Here is a 16,006-nt window from a genome sequence, read left to right on the forward strand (position 1 = left end):
CTACTTTTGAAGCCGGTAAAGCGCCTCGTTCCATTTTAACTCGTGTTTCAGTTTATGAATTGTCGTATCACGGGAAATGAGAACACTTTCGATCCCCGCCATTTCCGCCCAATCAAGCATTTGCTCAGCTGTCAGTTCATAAGACAGGCAGGTGTGGTGTGCACCGCCGGCTAAAATCCATGCCTCCGCTGCTGTTTTCAATGACGGCTCCGGCTTCCAGAGAACTCGGGCCACCGGCAGATTCGGCATGTCTTTTTCAATTTCCTGGCCGTTGACTTCATTCAGCACAAGGCGGAAACGCCCGCCAATATCAACAATGCTGGCTTGAATGGCCGAACCGCTGATGCCGTTAAATACAAAACGCGCAGGGTCCTCCTTGCCGCCGATCGAAAGCGGGTGAACCTCGATTTTCGGCTGATCCAAAGCGACAGTCGGACACACTTCAAGCATGTGAGAGCCCAGAATCATTTCATTTCCCGGTTCAAAATGGTACGTGTAATCTTCCATGAAGGAAGTTCTTTTTCCTTTGGCCATGATTTTCATCATCCGTACAAGGGCCGCTGTCTTCCAATCCCCTTCACCGGCGAAACCGTAGCCTTTCTCCATCAGGCGCTGAACGGCAAGTCCCGGCAGCTGTTTCATTCCGTGCAGCACTTCAAACGATGTCGTAAACGCTGTATATCCGCCTTGTTCAAGAAAAGCGGTTAAGCCAAGTTCAATTTTCGCCTGCTCTTTAATGGACGCTACCTTTGCCTCGTCACGTTTTGTTTCCTCGCTGATCACATATAATCTGTCATATTCCGCATAAAGCGTGTCAACCTCGTCGTCCGTAATGCGATTCATCACCTCAACAAGATCTCCGATTCCATATCCGTCAACCTGCCAGCCAAATTGAATATGCGCCCCGACCTTGTCTCCGTCTGTTACCGCGACATGACGCATGTTATCTCCAAATCTGGCAACCTTAATATGTCTGCTTTCATTTAATGCAGCCGCCGTATCCATCCACTGGGACATTTCTTTTTTCACTTCTTCATCATCCCAATAGCCGGCAATGACTTTTCGGCTAAGCCCCATTCGCGAGTTGATGTAACCGTACTCTCGATCGCCATGCGCGGATTGGTTGCTGTTCATAAAATCCATGTCAATCGTACCCCACGGAATATCGCGATTATATTGGGTATGCAAATGCAAAAGCGGTTTTTGATAAGAGGAAAGGCCTTCTATCCACATTTTTGCAGGGGAAAATGTGTGCATCCATGTAATGATGCCAGCGCACGTCTCACTGTACTCCGCTTCTCTTAACAGCTCTCTAATCGTTTCCGGTGAAGTGACGACGGGCTTATGAACCATTTTATATCTGGAAGAAACCCCGCTGAGCCCCTCACAAATGTTTTTCGCATGCTGATCCACCAGTTCCAGCGTCTCTTCCCCGTATAGGTGCTGGCTTCCTGTCACAAACCAGAATTCATAATCCTTTGTCTGAAGCATGTAAACTGCCCCTTTCTCATAAAATAAAACGCTTTCAAACACAAGAAAAAGATACGTACTAATGATAGAAAACAAACCTATAAATAATAATTTGTACGAACAATTTCATTATAGTAATTGACTATTACACTGTCAATCTTTTCTTTTAAAAAAAGCCGGGCTCTGCCCCCGGCTTTTTGATTCAATAGGACGGCCAGCCCGAGCTCCAATTCAAATCATTGATAAGAAGCTTCGGAATGCCGTTGTTATTGGCATCATAGGCATGGCGAACAAGAATGTTTCCATTTACAATATCCTGGCCTCCAGGTCCTTTCCACTGGTCATTGCCCGAATCCAAAATGGTGCCTCCGCCTTCGAGCATGCTTTTTCCGCTTTTATCAAGATAAGGTCCTGTAATGTTTTTAGATCTTCCGTAAGCAATTTTGTACGTACTGTTTACGCCGGCACAGCATTTATCAAATGAAACCATTAAATAGTAGTAACCATTTTGATACGTAAGAGTAGGGGCTTCCAGCGCACCGCCATTATTCGGTCTGGCTGCAATCGAATAGAGCGAGCCTGTAGGCTTCATCGTATTCTTATCAAGCTTGGTCAGCTTAATGCCCGTCCAAAACGAGCCGAACGCGAGCCATGGGTTGCCATCCTTGTCGAATGTCAGCTCCGGATCAATGGCGTTATAATTATTTGAGCTTGTCGAACGAATCACCAAGCCCTCGTCCTTCCAACTCCCCGAACTGATGCTTGTGGAAGATGCCAGGCCAATGGCAGATGTATTGCTTCCAAAAGAAGAAACAGAATAATACAGCCAGTACTTTCCGTTATAGTATTGGATGTCCGGCGCCCATTGGTTTGGCTCGTAATTCGGCACATAATTGGACCACCACGATAGCGGTGTGCTGAAAATAGATTTTTGTACGGTCCAATTTTTAGCGTCTGAAGACTTCAACACCCGCAGTCCCCGTTCTTCCGTAAGCCCTGTGCCGAGCGCATACCATGAGCTCCCCTCTTTAATCATAGTCGGGTCATGAAGCAGCTCATTGGATGCACCCCAAAACGCGGCCTCTGCGGGAGCAGCGGAAGTGAATAACAAACCTGCAGCCAGAGCGGCACTCGAAAAGTGAAAGAAACGTTTCCATGTTTTTTTTGTTTTCAATTTTGTTCATCCTCCCTTAAATTAGAAAGCGCTTACAAAATAGATTGTTTACCCTCCCTTCCTTTCAAATGAGCTGGGTATCGTAGATCTTCATGTTCAGGACATTTTCGGTATCCTCTTTATTGTAGTCACTCCGCTGTAATTTGTACAGACAAAAAAATAGAATCCGCCTGTTGAGGCGGATTCCTCCGTATCTTTATTGGTACGTAATTTCATCAACCGTTTTACGATCTAGCTTCTTAATGACTTCTGTAATTAACTTAACGGCGTTTTCATAATCATCACGATGGAGCATGGCTGCGTGCGTATGAATGTAGCGCGTTGCAATGGTAATGGACAGCGCAGGAACGCCATTTGCCGTCAAATGGATGGCTCCCGAATCAGTTCCGCCGCCGGCAATCGAATCAAACTGGTACGGAATGCCTGCTTCTTCCGCGGTAGCGACAACTGCATCGCGCAAACCTTTGTGAGAGACCATAGATGCATCGTAAACGATAATCTGCGGGCCTTTACCCATTTTGCTTTGCGCTTCCTTCTCGGAAATGCCAGGCGTGTCTCCTGCGATTCCTACATCGACCCCAAACGCAATATCAGGCTGTATGGTGTGTGCAGCCGTTTTCGCTCCCCTCAGGCCGACTTCCTCCTGCACGGTTCCGACGCCATACACAATGTTTGGATGATCAGTGTTTTGTAAGTTTCTTAATACATCAATTGCAATCGCACAGCCGATGCGATTGTCCCAAGCCTTTGCGAGCAGGAATTTTTCATTGTTCATAACCGTAAATTCAAAATGCGGAACAATCATATCTCCCGGGAGCACGCCCCACTCCAAGGCTTCTTCCCGGCTTGAAGCTCCGATATCAATAAACATATCTTTTATTTCCACTGATTTTTTTCTTGCTTCAGGAGACAAAATATGAGGCGGCTTAGATCCGATAACCCCTGTGATTTCTCCTTTTTTTGTGACGATGGTGACGCGCTGGGCAAGCATAACCTGAGCCCACCAGCCGCCAACGGTTTGAAAACGGATAAAGCCTTTATCTGTGATTTGTGTCACCATAAAGCCGACTTCATCCAAATGTCCGGCGATCATAATTTTCGGGCCGTTTTCTGCACCAGTTTTTTTAGCAATTAAACTGCCCAGGCGATCTGTTGTCACCTCATCAGCAAATGGTTCTATGTATGATTTCATCACTTGCCTTACTTCTCTTTCATTGCCCGGTATGCCTTTTGCATCTGTTAAATCTTTCAGCATGGTCAATGTTTTATCTAATTTTTCCATGTTCCAAACCCTCCTTCATCAGTCCTGCATTCTTATTATACAAAACATGGCGCTAACCATACGACTATTTCACTTGAAAATCGGGTATATGTTTTTAGAACTTTCTTTTAGAAAAAGTGAAACTTTTTTCTATGCTCTTCGTATTACATCAGATCATCACAATAAGGGAGGTGCCTTCACACAATGTTTGTCATGGTTCTAAGGATTATTTTGCTTGCACTTTTTGCTTATTGTATTTATGCCGTGGTCAAATATGTCGCGAATCCAAAGAGAAGGCTTAAGCTGGCCCAATCAAAAGAACATTTTTATATTATCGATGAACAGAACAATACCCGAAAGAACTTTCAGCTGACGTATAAAGGCGTGCTTTTTGAAGGAGAAAAGCATATTCCTTCCAAGGATCATCCTCTGTTTATCCACACCATCTTTGTCTGGACAGAATCTCCTGAGAAGCTGAAGCATTTCTCTGCAAAAGATTTTGAGAACATTGAAGAAAAAGTGCTGGAACGATATCCAAATTGTAAAATTGACTGGGACCAGCCCATTAAACTTGCAAAAAAAGCAGAAGAGCGTTAAAACGCTTTTCTGCTTTTTATAAATCAAACGGACTGTAGTAAATACCGATGAGAATCGCTTCTATTACCAGAAGAAGCGGTACTCCGTACTTAAAAGAAGCGTGTTTCGTTTTATGTCTGAAGGTTTGCATGCCAAGCCAGATACCGAGCGCTCCAAACACGATGGCTATCAGCCACAGCCGGTCTTCAGAAATTCTCCATTTGTGCTGCTGCGCTTTTCGTTTGTCAACGCCCATCACCCAAAAACCGCACAGATTCATCAACACCAAATAGACTGCAATAACCATGTCGCCTCATCCTTTATATAAAAAAGCCGCTCTGCTGGAGAGCGGCTCTATATGATTACTTGTTTAATTGAGCTTTGGCAGCATCAGCAAGCTGATTGAATGCAGTAAGATCGTTTACAGCAAGATCAGCAAGCATTTTACGGTTTACTTCGATACCAGAAAGCTTAAGACCGTGCATTAAACGGCTGTAAGAAAGGCCGTTCATGCGAGCAGCTGCGTTGATACGAGTGATCCAAAGTTTACGGAAATCACGTTTTTTCTGACGACGGTCACGGAAAGCATAGTTTCCAGATTTCATGACCTGCTGGTTAGCTACTTTGTATAATGTATGTTTTGAACCGAAATAACCTTTTGCTAATTTAAGAACCTTTTTACGACGCTTACGCGCAACAGTTCCGCCTTTTACTCTTGGCATTAAATTTCCCTCCTAATTGTTCCTTATCCGATTACTTGATGTTAGCAAGCATTTGTTTGATACGTTTGAAGTCTCCTGCACTTACAACAGCACTCTTGCGAAGCTTACGCTTTTGCTTTTGAGATTTGTTAGCGAATAAGTGACTTGTATACGCGTGAGAACGTTTTAACTTCCCAGAACCTGTCTTTTTAAAACGTTTAGCAGATCCGCGGTGAGTTTTCATTTTTGGCATGGGATTTCCTCCTTATTGCTTTTCGTTTTTCGGCGCGAGCATTAAGAACATGCTGCGGCCGTCCATTTTTGGTTTTGTTTCGACAGTCGCAACCTCAGCACATGCTTCAGAAAAACGGTCTAACACACGCTGACCGATTTCTTTATGAGTGATTGCGCGTCCTTTAAAGCGGATAGAAGCTTTCACTTTATCGCCTTTTTCAAGGAATTTAATCGCATTGCGCAATTTCGTGTTAAAGTCATGCTCATCGATTGTCGGACTTAACCGAACTTCTTTTAAGTTAATGATTTTTTGATTCTTGCGTGCTTCTTTTTCCTTTTTCTGTTGCTCAAATCGGAACTTACCGTAGTCCATGATTCGGCAGACAGGCGGTTTTGCATTCGCTGCAACTAACACAAGGTCAAGATTTGCGCGGCCGGCGATTTCAAGTGCTTCCTGACGGGACTTGATGCCAAGCTGGTCGCCATTTTGTCCGATTAAACGGACCTCACGTGCACGGATACCCTCATTAACCAATTGATCTTTGCTAATAATGAGCCACCTCCATAGTTTCTTCGAATTGATTCACAACTCATTTTGACTGCATTCTGCAGGCAAACAAAAAGTGTGGGCATTATAAAACACCCACACTACGAACATCTGTATCAATAAAAATGTACGGTCAACCTGCCAACTACATGCATGTGTCAATCAGGTGAGAAGCGGGTGCTTCTGCTTGTGATTTATATTCAATTCAATAACTATTCTACACAATACCGGATCTTTAGTCAAGGACGACTTATCCGGAACAACTTTTACATTGTAACATGGGTTTTCTATGAGCGCAAGAGAGAAAAAGAAAATCTTTCATCCTCAACCAGAATGTGAAGTTTCTGAACCGCTCACCCACGCACCATAAACGAAAAAAGCCAGGGCTGAATGCCTTGGCTTAACCTCCGATCAACTGCACGAACACAGGAATGACCAGAACCGTTACCACTCCTACTACGACAACCGCAATACTCGCCATCGCAGCTTCAACTTCTCCCATCTCAATCCCGACCGCTACACCAAGTGCATGTCCGGATGTTCCGAGAGCCAATCCTTTAGAAATCGGATTCTTTACTTTAAACACCTTCAAGAACAATGCTCCGAGCGCATATACGATGACAGCGTTAAAGATGACCGCAAAGGCTGTGATGTCGCTGATGCCCCCGATGCCTTTTGATAAAGGAAGCGCAATTGCCGTTGTAGCCGCCTGCGGAAGCATGCTTTTCATTACGGCCGAATCGAGATGAATGCCTTTTGCGAGCAAATAAACAATCGTGACAGAGCAGATAGACCCGGCAATAATGGAGGCCATGATTTGCCACCAGTATTTTTTAAGCTTATCTCTTTGTTTGTACAAAGGAATGGCAAAAGCAATCGTTGCCGGTTCCAGGAAAAACTTAATGATTTCTCCTCCGTTATTATAGTCTGCGTAGGAAAAACCGCCGATTTTTAAAAATGCGATCCCAAGCACCATGGCAACAAACAAAGGAGTGAAAAGGAAGAAGCCTTTTGTTTTCTTAAATAAAAAGGTGCCGATGCCGAATGCAGCAAGTGATACGACAATCCCAAAATAAGGACTCATTGTGCTTTCCATGTGATGAACCTCCTGTTTCCTTAATGGTGAACAAGTTCGTTATTGTTCTGCGGGCTTTGCACTGTTTTTGTTTTCATGTCCGCTGCAGTTTTGCGATTTCCGCCCAGCGAAAGAATCAGCTGAGAAAACAATCCCGTAGCCCCCAGCAAAATAATCGTTGCGAGCAGAATGACAAGAACAATTTGCAGGCCGTATTGCTGCATCACACCAAGCGAATTCATAACAGATATACCTGACGGAACAAATAAAAATCCGATCAGAGAGGTTAAAGACGTTCCGAGCGTTTCCACTTGTTCCAGTTTAATGACTTTCAAACATAATAGGAGAAATAATAAGACCAACCCTACAACCGATGCGGGGATAGGTATTGGGACAATAGCGGCAATCATATTCGAAACCAGCATAATGACGGCAAAAATAAATGCTTGTGTTAAAAACCCGTACACTTTTTTAGCACTCATTTTCTTCACCTCTTTCTCTTTGGTACCCTCATTATAAATAAGAATCTCCCATTATGAAGCGCTTACAAGATAACATGCCGAATAGCGGGCCTGAGTTGCAGAATCAAATGGCTGAAATGCAAAAAGCCGCCCATCAAATATGGAGCAGCTTTTTCAATTCTTTCGCATATGTCCGGCTGACCGGTATTTTCGATCCGTCTTTCATGATCAGATTATACGTTGAATTAAACCATGGCTGAATTTCTTTAATATATTCGGTATTGACGACGAAGCTCCGATGGACGCGGATAAAATCAGAATCCGGAAGCTTTTTCTCTATCACAACAAGCGTCTCGCTGACCGTATAAGAATGATCGAAGGTTTTTACATTAACATGGCCATCCTCTGTTCCGGCATAGATAATGTCCTTCGTATCCACGATCACAATCGATTCTCCCACAGATAGCGCGAGCTTATGCTGCCCGGCATGGCTGTTTTGATCTGTTTCGACAATATCCCGATTGACTTTTTTATATTTTTTCAGCGTTTGCTGAATTCTTTCCTCATCGAAAGGTTTGGTTAAATAATCAAGAGCATCTACCTCAAACGCTTTGAGCGCATACTGGTCATACGCTGTCGCGAACACAACAGCAGGAGGATGCTTCATTTTCTTCAATCGCTTTGCGATATCAAAACCGTTTTCTCCAGATAAATCAACGTCTAAAAACAGCAAATCAGGTTTTTGATCCATCATTTGGTCAAATGCGGATTCGATATTTTCCGCTTCATTGATTTCCATTTCCTCATTGGTCCGCTTGAGCAAGTACGCCAGTTCATCCCTTGCCAGCATCTCATCATCAACTATTAACACCCTGAGCATGTTCTTCTCCCTCTTTCATCTGTTGCATTGGCACTTGAAAGGAAACCTCTGTCCCTTTATGAACCTCACTGCTGATATGCAGTGCAGCCTGCTGTCCGAATAAACCGATCAGCCGTTGATTTAGGTTATAAAGCGCTGTACCGGTTCCCTCCTTAGACGGAAATGGCTTCTTCCCCAGTTCCTGCAGGACGTCCGCCGGTATTCCGCGTCCGTTATCCGTCACCTTCATATAGACGGACGCATTATCAGATATGACACAGACTGTAACCTTGCACATGTCTTGTTTTTTCGGAAACGCGTGCCGAAGCGCGTTCTCGACTAGCACCTGCAAAACAAACGGAGGGATTTCAATCTGCTCCAGTCTGCTGTCGATATTGAGCTCAATTTTATATTTCCCGGGAAAACGCGCCTGTTCTAATGACAAATAGGCGTTAAGATGGTTCAGCTCCTTTGAGAGCGGGATCAGCAGCTGTCTCGCTCCTTGAAGGTTTGAACGAAAATAAACACTGAGCTGCAATAGAAGCTTGCGGGTTTTTTCAACATCTGTGCGGCAGAGCGCAGAAATCGTGTTGATCGCATTAAATAAAAAATGCGGATTCACCTGTGCTTGAAGCGCCTTGATTTCAGCATCCTTGAGAAGCTTGCTTTGCAGCTCTGCTTCCCCAAGCTCAAGCTGTGTCGAAAACAGCATGGCCAGCCCCTCAGCAAGCTCCTCCTCTACCTGGCTAAGGCCTGCCGGGCTTTTAAAATACATTTTTAAGGTGCCGATTGTGTTGCCGTTCGATGTCAGCGGCAGGACAATTGCGGCGTGCAAAGGGCATTCAGCATGCGTGCATTCAATCTCTTCCTTCGAAATCGCCTTCATGATATGCCCTGTTTTAATTACCTTTTTAGACAGGCCGGTGATCAAGCTTTTTGATGGAATGTGGTGATCCATGCCCGCGCCGACATGCGCAAGGATCTTTTCTTTATCAGTGAGAGACACCGCATCTGTTCCAGTCAGCTTATGGATAATAGCCGCCACACTTTTACAGGAGTTTTCATTTAATCCTTGGCGAAAAAATGGAAGTGTCTGATCAGCAATCGTCAGCACTCGATGCGTTTCGAGAGCCCTCGCCTGCTCTTCCTTGCGAATGATTGCTTGAATAATCGACAGAAAAATAAAACTGCCTGTACCATTGATTAGGATCATCGGAATCCCGATCATGCTGACAAGCTCCCAAGCGCCACTGAACGGCTTTGCCATCAGCAAAATAATGAGCATTTGCAGGGACTCCATGCCGATTCCCACAAGAGCGGCGATACGCGGTGTCGGCATTCGATATCGCTTCGTAAAATACCTGCCGATCAAGCCTGCAAGAACACCCGCTAAAATGGATGACACGGCACAGCTTAAGGCCGTGCTGCCACCGAGTGAAAGACGATGCAGGCCCGCCAGTATGCCAATTCCAGTCCCTACAAACGGACCTCCGAGAAGGCCTCCGATTTCCACACCCAAAATACGGGTATTCGCGATAGAGCCCGATGGATCTATCGTAAGCACCCAGTCATTATTTACGATCATATTTCTTTGAATTTCGATACCTGTATAATTACTGATGATGCTGAAAAGAGAAAAAATAGAAATCAAAACCGCTTTTCCTTTATAGCCGTCCTGATTCTGAAGAGCTTGTCTGAAAAGTTTCGTATGGGCGAGAATGAACCCTAATATAACAATAATCCCTACCCTCTCGAGCATCATAATCATCAAATGAATCATTCATGTCACCTGTTCTTTCCGTTTTCATTCTAGCATGTTTTCGTTTTGCGGCTGACTGTTTTTTTAAAATCATCTGAAAACATATTTCACAAGGCTTTTATCTATTGTAAAATAAAACATGAGCCTTTTGGCAGAAAGATTTGAATCTGAAGCAGAGGAGAAGATCATGAAAGCCGTATTTTTTGATTTAGATGATACACTACTTTGGGACGAAAAAAGCGTCAGAACAACATTTGCAGAAACTTGCTTACAGGCGGGGAAAAAATATGGCCTTGACCCTGAGGAATTCGAAGCAGCTGTTCGCGAAGCGGCGAGAGAATTGTACATGTCATATGAGACGTATCCATATACAGTGATGATCGGCATTAACCCGTTTGAAGGGCTGTGGTCCAATTTCTCAGAGCCTATCAGTGAGGGCTTTCAAAAGTTGAACAAGATTGTACCGGAGTACAGAAGAAATGCGTGGACAAACGGACTTAAAGCGCTTGGGATCGATGATCCTGCATATGGCGAATACTTGGGAGAGTTTTTTGCGGCAGAGCGCAGAAAACGCCCGTTTGTATATGATGAAACATTTGCTGTACTCGATCAATTAAAAGGCAAGTATGAATTATTGCTTTTGACAAATGGCGATCCGAGTCTGCAAAAGGAGAAGCTTGCCGGCGTACCTGAGCTCGCCCCTTACTTCAATGAAATTGTCATCTCTGGCGCATTCGGCAAGGGCAAACCGGATGTTTCCATTTTTGAACATTGCCTTAAGCTGATGAATATTGAAGAAGACGATGCCATCATGGTCGGCGATAATTTGAATACTGATATTTTAGGCGCTTCAAGAGCCGGAATCAAAACCGTTTGGATCAACCGGACGGATAAGAAAAACGAAACTGACGTATCGCCTGATTACATCATCAGCAGCCTTCATGATTTGTTTCCTATATTAGAGAAATAAAAAAGCATGATCTCTTCAATGAGATCATGCTTTTTATTTTATTTTTTCGCTTCAGCTACTGCCTTTTTGACAAACTCATCAAGAGAAATCGTTTCAGAGTTCTGTTCACCGTATTTCCGCACGTTTACCGCCCCGTTTTCTGCTTCTTGGTCACCGACCACCAGCATGTACGGGATTTTTTGCATTTGTGCTTCACGGATTTTGTAGCCGATTTTTTCATCACGGCTGTCGACCTCAACACGCAGGCCTTCACGCTGCAGGCGTTCCTGTACCTTTTTCGCGTAGTCTAAATGCACAGCCGGAGAAACCGGGATGACTTGGAACTGAACCGGTGCAAGCCATGTCGGCAGTGCGCCTTTGTGTTCTTCGATTAAGAAGGCGACAAAACGTTCCATTGTTGAGACGACGCCTCTGTGAATGACAACCGGACGGTGCTGCTTGCCGTCTTCACCGATGTATGTCAGATCGAAACGTTCCGGCAATAAGAAATCAAGCTGAACCGTAGACAATGTTTCTTCTTTGCCGATTGCAGTTTTTACTTGAACATCAAGTTTAGGGCCGTAGAATGCCGCTTCACCTTCTGCTTCATAATAGTCATGGCCGATTTCGTCCATTGCCTCTTTCAGCATGGATTGCGCTTTGTTCCACATTTCATCGTCATCAAAATATTTCTCTGTATCTTCCGGATCGCGGTAAGACAGACGGAATGTGTAATCACTTAAACCGAAATCCTCATATACATCCTGGATTAAACGGACTGTACGGATAAACTCATCCTTAATTTGATCCGGGCGCACAAAGATGTGTGCATCGTTTAACGTCATTCCGCGTACGCGTTGAAGCCCTGACAGCGCACCTGACATTTCATAGCGGTGCATCGTTCCCAGCTCCGCAATCCGAATCGGAAGCTCGCGGTAGCTGTGAATGTCTTGTTTGTAAATCATCATATGGTGCGGGCAGTTCATCGGACGCAATACAAGTGTTTCATTGTCCATTTCCATCGGAGGGAACATGCCTTCCTGATAATGGTCCCAATGTCCTGATGTTTCATACAGCTCTTTGCTGCCGAGCACAGGTGTATACACATGCTCATAGCCGAGGCTGATTTCTTTATCGACAATGTAGCGCTCGATGACGCGGCGGATTGTTGCGCCCTTTGGCAGCCAAAGCGGCAGGCCTTGTCCGACTTTCTGAGAGTTCGCAAACAGCTTTAATTCTTTGCCGAGCTTTCTGTGATCGCGTTCTTTCGCTTCTTCTAGCATACGAAGATGCTCTTCAAGATCAGCCTTTTTGAAGAAAGCTGTACCATATACGCGCTGAAGCATTTGGTTTTTGCTGTCACCGCGCCAGTATGCGCCTGCAAGGCTTAACAGCTTAAATTCTTTGATTTTCCCAGTTGAAGGAACGTGGACGCCGCGGCACAGGTCAAAGAATTCGCCTTGCTCATAGATCGAAACGGTTTCTCCTTCAGGAATCGCATCCAATAGTTCAAGCTTCAGGTCATCACCGATTTCCGCAAAACGGGCTTTCGCTTCTTCACGGCTGACTTCTTTTCGAACGATCGGAAGGTTCGCATTGACGATTTTTTTCATTTCTTTCTCGATTTTCGGCAGATCCTCCGGTGTAATCGCTTCGTCCATTTCTACATCGTAGTAAAAACCGTTTTCGATGACCGGACCGACGCCGAATTTAACATCCTTGTAGATGCGTTTAATCGCTTGAGCCAGTAAGTGAGCCGTACTATGACGCATAATTTGAAGACCTTCTTCCGAGCCTTCTGTAATGATTTCCACTGTACCGTCTTCATTGATCGGCGTTCTCAAATCGATTTCTTTTCCGTTCAGTTTTCCGGCTAATGATTTTTTCTTTAAACCCGGACTGATGGATGCCGCGATATCTTCTGTTGTTGTTCCTTTCGCAAACTCCTTGACTGCTCCATCAGGAAATGTGATTTTTACCATATCTGACATCTTTGTCACTCCTTTTTTTGCATATAAAAAACCCCGCCCCCTATGAAAGGGACGAGGTTGAATAAACGGAATCGTGGTTCCACCCTTTTTTCCGCAAAGCCAATACGGCACCTGCGGCTCTAAGCTCTGTAACGGGAGTTCCCGTCAGCCATTACTGTTCCTTTTCAAGGGGTTCACAGCTGAAGTTCAAAGGCGGTAAAGCGAATGGTCCTTAGCTGGGAAGCTTGCAGCCGGGGCTTCCCTCTCTTTGAGCCGGTATCATTCCTTCGTGTCCTTATCAATACGTGTGTCTTTCTTAATCTCCTATGTATTATAAATTGTTCAATCCAAAAAATCAACACGGCCGCGTTTCCTTTTTTTAAACCGACAGCCTTATATATACAGGCTGCCGGCCCTTATCCTTCCGATTGCTTCACCGTTGTTTCTGCATCTGAAAAAGCGTGCAGCGGAAGCATTTCCACTCTTTCTTGAAACACGTTTTGAATGGTCCTTGCCATCATGTGCTCTGGCTGGTCGGTATAAAGCACGACTTCATCAGGCGCAATGGAAATCAGAGGCGCGAGCAAATGAGAATCAATATACATAGGATGATCCCGGACAAACCGCCTGTCTATGTATTTCATTTTTTCCCGTTCCGGCACATAGCGCAGCTCCCATAATGTAAAGGAACCATCATGGACAATATGCACTTTTTTGATACGCGGCTGTTTGGCGTTTACATAGTCTCTGAGTGTTTGAATAAAGTTTTGATATTCCTGTTCCATCTTATATTCATCAATCGCTGCTTCTGTAATATCTCTCAGCTGCTTATAGTATGATCCAAGCCGGAAGGTCTGAAAGGAGCGAATGTAAAATACGCCTTCCTCTAAACAGATCGTTTGGAGTTCATCCAAAATAGATTGTTTCCGTGAAAGCTTCAGCGGCTCAAACTGAAGATCGTCTGCTTCACCTTCAATAATACTGTGTGCGAGCTGAAGAATTTGCTGCTGTTCATCCTGGTCAGTGAAACAATATGTTTCCTCAATCAATGACAGCATATGCTCGTCTTCTTTGCATTCCAAAAAAAATTTGACCAGAATCGGCTCCATAAAACGTTGAATAGAGAAAGCCCGCTTCGCTTTTTTAATCCCGATTTTTCGTATGCCTTCACGGACAATGATATTGTTCCGATCGTCCGAATGCTGAATGAGATGTAAAAAAGCGGCTGCATCATGGTCATCTTCAAAGATTATTTCAAGCATGTTTGTCCCCCCTTACGGCATCTGTTACAAGTATATGGGGGATGTTTTTAAAATAGACGTAAAGGTCACTGGCAAATCTTAATTTGATTCCTGGAACAAGTTTTGCATTTTCTTTCTGAAGATTAATGGCAGCGAAATAAACACGATATACAGAGCGAGAACAAGAAAGAAAGCTGGCAGATTACCAGACAAAAAGCTCGCTCCCAGAACATTCAGCGCAATGGTCCCAGGGATGATTCCCACAGCCGTCGCCGCAAAATACGGCATCGCTTTGACATTGGAAAGGCCTGCAGCATAGCTGACGAAATCAAAATTGATCGGCAGGATTCTTAAAAGGAAGATATAGAAAAATCCGTTATCCTCCATTTGCTTCTGGATGGCTTCAAGCTTTTCATAATAGCCGTTCTTTTTCGCCGCAAACAAACCGGCCGCAAAAAACGAAACAGCTGAAGCACACATTGAACCGACTAACGTATAAAACGTGCCGAGAAGCGGACCAAACGCAAGTCCGCCCGCTATTGAAATAACAGACACCGGAAATAAAACGAGCGGCCTGACGATGGATATCCCGATAAACATCAGCGGAGCAAAAACACCGAACGACAATACCCATACCCTGATCTCTTTCGGCGATACATTCAAATATCTTTTATTTCCCCAAAAGATTAAACCTGCACCTGCCAGCACTGCCAGCCATTTAAAAGCGGTTTTTCGTTTCATACCCTCAGTTCCTTCCCCTTTGAACCGCAGCAGTTACGGATGGCGGCGGTTTTCTCCGTCAAGGCGGATCGGAGCAGCCAAATATAATATCCGCTCCATTAATCTAGCCGCTTTTACTTCTTCCTTTTCTCCCCTTTGCGAATACGTAAAATGATGCTTCAGCTCGTCAGGTGAGAAATTAGAAGAAAAGAAAGTAGGCAGCTGCTGGGACATTCTGTGTTGAAGCACTGTTCCGATGACTTCATCCCTTACCCAGCTTGTCATTGATTCAGCTCCGATGTCATCTAGCATCAATACGGGTGTGGTCTTTACCATATTGAGCTTCTCTTCTAATGTTTGGTCTTGCAGGGAATTTTTAAGCTCTCTCACAAATTCGGGCACATAGACAATCATGGATGAATATTCTTTTTCAGCCAGCTCATTGGCAATCGCAGCGAGCATAAACGTTTTTCCCACCCCGAATTTCCCGTATAAATATAGTCCTTTGCCTTTTCCCGTCTCGTTATAGCTTTTCAGAAAATCTGTAACATGCTGGAACATCGCGAGCCTGCTCGGGTCACTGATATCGACCTGCTGGAACGTCGCACCGAGAAGATCCTGCTGGATATACATGCTTTTCATAAGAGACTTTTGTTTTTTCTGCTGGTCGAGCTTCTGTTTAACTGGGCATTCATAATATTCGATATCAATAGACCGCCCATTGACAACAAGCTTCGGATGGTAGCCCTCCAACAAATTGTTGCAATTTTCGTCTTCCGAACAATAGGAGCAATTCTTGCTTTGTTCGATATATTCATAAAGCTTATTTAAGCTTTTTTCGATCATTTTTTGGTCAATCACTTCTTCGTTTTCCTTCAAAAATGCTTGAACATCTTGATCTTTCATGACCTTTTCCTTCATTTGTTCAAGACGTTTTTGAAAATCCGGCCTGCCGGTTACGCCCTGCAGGGAACGGCCGATTGGTTCCATCTATTCCTCACCCCGCATC

At 44.5% G+C, this 16,006-nt stretch carries 17 protein-coding genes and 1 other annotated feature; of the genes, 2 read left to right on the plus strand and 15 right to left on the minus strand.

Annotation, left to right across the window (positions count from 1 at the left end; translation table 11 throughout):
* From araA to JQX68_RS14565, 3 genes are all read right to left on the minus strand, one after another.
* Positions 1–1,491: an L-arabinose isomerase gene (gene araA / locus JQX68_RS14555; protein ID WP_069150037.1), complete on the minus strand. Its 1,491-nt coding sequence runs from the start codon at positions 1,489–1,491 to the stop codon at positions 1–3.
* A gap of 181 nt (positions 1,492–1,672) precedes the next feature.
* Positions 1,673–2,644 carry an arabinan endo-1,5-alpha-L-arabinosidase AbnA gene (gene abnA / locus JQX68_RS14560; RefSeq protein ID WP_040082185.1) on the minus strand — a complete coding sequence of 324 codons (972 nt, stop codon included), beginning with the start codon at positions 2,642–2,644 and terminating at the stop codon, positions 1,673–1,675.
* A 196-nt stretch (positions 2,645–2,840) separates the two neighbouring features.
* Positions 2,841–3,926 carry a M42 family metallopeptidase gene (locus JQX68_RS14565; RefSeq protein WP_014664922.1) on the minus strand — a complete coding sequence of 362 codons (1,086 nt, stop codon included), beginning with the start codon at positions 3,924–3,926 and terminating at the stop codon, positions 2,841–2,843.
* A 183-nt stretch (positions 3,927–4,109) separates the two neighbouring features.
* On the opposite strand from JQX68_RS14565, the gene ysdB reads away from it, so the two are divergent.
* A complete protein-coding gene (gene ysdB, locus JQX68_RS14570; RefSeq protein WP_003229493.1) occupies positions 4,110–4,502 on the plus strand; it encodes a sigma W pathway protein YsdB in 393 nt (130 codons plus the stop codon).
* Positions 4,503–4,518: 16 nt separating this feature from the next.
* On the opposite strand, the gene JQX68_RS14575 is transcribed toward ysdB, so the two are convergent.
* From JQX68_RS14575 to lytS, 8 genes are all read right to left on the minus strand, one after another.
* On the minus strand, positions 4,519–4,788 hold the full coding sequence (locus tag JQX68_RS14575) for a DUF1294 domain-containing protein (protein ID WP_014664923.1): 270 nt from the start codon (positions 4,786–4,788) through the stop codon (positions 4,519–4,521).
* A gap of 55 nt (positions 4,789–4,843) precedes the next feature.
* Positions 4,844–5,203, minus strand: coding sequence for a 50S ribosomal protein L20 (gene rplT / locus JQX68_RS14580; protein WP_014114727.1), 360 nt, complete (start codon positions 5,201–5,203; stop codon positions 4,844–4,846).
* Between the two features lie 31 nt (positions 5,204–5,234).
* On the minus strand, positions 5,235–5,435 hold the full coding sequence (rpmI, locus tag JQX68_RS14585) for a 50S ribosomal protein L35 (protein WP_003222418.1): 201 nt from the start codon (positions 5,433–5,435) through the stop codon (positions 5,235–5,237).
* 12 nt (positions 5,436–5,447) lie between these two features.
* Positions 5,448–5,969 (minus strand): translation initiation factor IF-3, encoded by a 522-nt coding sequence (gene infC, locus JQX68_RS14590; RefSeq protein WP_010886591.1) that lies wholly within the window; start codon positions 5,967–5,969, stop codon positions 5,448–5,450.
* Between the two features lie 58 nt (positions 5,970–6,027).
* Positions 6,028–6,158: a sequence feature (ribosomal protein L20 leader region), on the minus strand.
* A gap of 205 nt (positions 6,159–6,363) precedes the next feature.
* Positions 6,364–7,059 (minus strand): antiholin-like protein LrgB, encoded by a 696-nt coding sequence (lrgB, locus tag JQX68_RS14595; protein WP_003229482.1) that lies wholly within the window; start codon positions 7,057–7,059, stop codon positions 6,364–6,366.
* 20 nt (positions 7,060–7,079) lie between these two features.
* Positions 7,080–7,520: an antiholin-like murein hydrolase modulator LrgA gene (lrgA, locus tag JQX68_RS14600; RefSeq protein ID WP_069150039.1), complete on the minus strand. Its 441-nt coding sequence runs from the start codon at positions 7,518–7,520 to the stop codon at positions 7,080–7,082.
* A gap of 133 nt (positions 7,521–7,653) precedes the next feature.
* A complete protein-coding gene (gene lytT, locus JQX68_RS14605; protein ID WP_014664926.1) occupies positions 7,654–8,379 on the minus strand; it encodes a two-component system response regulator LytT in 726 nt (241 codons plus the stop codon).
* Complete coding sequence (gene lytS, locus JQX68_RS14610) at positions 8,357–10,138, minus strand: two-component system sensor histidine kinase LytS (protein WP_147772344.1); 1,782 nt, start codon at positions 10,136–10,138, stop codon at positions 8,357–8,359. Before lytS ends, lytT begins: the two co-directional genes overlap by 23 nt.
* 166 nt (positions 10,139–10,304) lie before the next feature.
* On the opposite strand from lytS, the gene JQX68_RS14615 reads away from it, so the two are divergent.
* Positions 10,305–11,087: an HAD family hydrolase gene (locus JQX68_RS14615; protein WP_147772345.1), complete on the plus strand. Its 783-nt coding sequence runs from the start codon at positions 10,305–10,307 to the stop codon at positions 11,085–11,087.
* Positions 11,088–11,125: 38 nt separating this feature from the next.
* On the opposite strand, the gene thrS is transcribed toward JQX68_RS14615, so the two are convergent.
* The 4 genes from thrS to dnaI all read right to left on the minus strand — a co-directional run bounded on the left by thrS (position 11,126) and on the right by dnaI (position 15,987).
* Positions 11,126–13,057, minus strand: a complete 1,932-nt coding sequence (gene thrS / locus JQX68_RS14620) for a threonine--tRNA ligase (RefSeq protein WP_014480529.1) — start codon at positions 13,055–13,057, stop codon at positions 11,126–11,128.
* A gap of 395 nt (positions 13,058–13,452) precedes the next feature.
* A complete protein-coding gene (gene ytxC / locus JQX68_RS14625) occupies positions 13,453–14,298 on the minus strand; it encodes a putative sporulation protein YtxC (protein ID WP_069150044.1) in 846 nt (281 codons plus the stop codon).
* Between the two features lie 78 nt (positions 14,299–14,376).
* Positions 14,377–15,018, minus strand: a complete 642-nt coding sequence (locus JQX68_RS14630; protein WP_014664930.1) for a TVP38/TMEM64 family protein — start codon at positions 15,016–15,018, stop codon at positions 14,377–14,379.
* A gap of 33 nt (positions 15,019–15,051) precedes the next feature.
* A complete protein-coding gene (gene dnaI, locus JQX68_RS14635; protein ID WP_147772346.1) occupies positions 15,052–15,987 on the minus strand; it encodes a primosomal protein DnaI in 936 nt (311 codons plus the stop codon).
* Between the last annotated feature and the right edge of the window lie 19 nt (positions 15,988–16,006).

The sequence above is a fragment of the Bacillus sp. LJBS06 genome, from assembly GCF_016924995.1.
Taxonomy (GTDB): Bacteria; Bacillota; Bacilli; order Bacillales; family Bacillaceae; genus Bacillus; species Bacillus stercoris.

Excerpts from the sequence above, each read along its gene's own strand:
- araA (WP_069150037.1), bottom strand. The coding sequence starts at position 1,491 with ATGCTTCAGACAAAGGATTATGAATTCTGGTTTGTGACAGGAAGCCAG.
- JQX68_RS14565 (WP_014664922.1), bottom strand. The coding sequence starts at position 3,926 with ATGGAAAAATTAGATAAAACATTGACCATGCTGAAAGATTTAACAGAT.
- ysdB (WP_003229493.1), top strand. The coding sequence starts at position 4,110 with ATGTTTGTCATGGTTCTAAGGATTATTTTGCTTGCACTTTTTGCTTAT.
- JQX68_RS14575 (WP_014664923.1), bottom strand. The coding sequence starts at position 4,788 with ATGGTTATTGCAGTCTATTTGGTGTTGATGAATCTGTGCGGTTTTTGG.
- rplT (WP_014114727.1), bottom strand. The coding sequence starts at position 5,203 with ATGCCAAGAGTAAAAGGCGGAACTGTTGCGCGTAAGCGTCGTAAAAAG.
- rpmI (WP_003222418.1), bottom strand. The coding sequence starts at position 5,435 with ATGCCAAAAATGAAAACTCACCGCGGATCTGCTAAACGTTTTAAAAAG.
- lrgB (WP_003229482.1), bottom strand. The coding sequence starts at position 7,059 with ATGGAAAGCACAATGAGTCCTTATTTTGGGATTGTCGTATCACTTGCT.
- lrgA (WP_069150039.1), bottom strand. The coding sequence starts at position 7,520 with ATGAGTGCTAAAAAAGTGTACGGGTTTTTAACACAAGCATTTATTTTT.
- lytT (WP_014664926.1), bottom strand. The coding sequence starts at position 8,379 with ATGCTCAGGGTGTTAATAGTTGATGATGAGATGCTGGCAAGGGATGAA.
- lytS (WP_147772344.1), bottom strand. The coding sequence starts at position 10,138 with ATGATTCATTTGATGATTATGATGCTCGAGAGGGTAGGGATTATTGTT.
- JQX68_RS14615 (WP_147772345.1), top strand. The coding sequence starts at position 10,305 with ATGAAAGCCGTATTTTTTGATTTAGATGATACACTACTTTGGGACGAA.
- thrS (WP_014480529.1), bottom strand. The coding sequence starts at position 13,057 with ATGTCAGATATGGTAAAAATCACATTTCCTGATGGAGCAGTCAAGGAG.
- ytxC (WP_069150044.1), bottom strand. The coding sequence starts at position 14,298 with ATGCTTGAAATAATCTTTGAAGATGACCATGATGCAGCCGCTTTTTTA.
- JQX68_RS14630 (WP_014664930.1), bottom strand. The coding sequence starts at position 15,018 with ATGAAACGAAAAACCGCTTTTAAATGGCTGGCAGTGCTGGCAGGTGCA.
- dnaI (WP_147772346.1), bottom strand. The coding sequence starts at position 15,987 with ATGGAACCAATCGGCCGTTCCCTGCAGGGCGTAACCGGCAGGCCGGAT.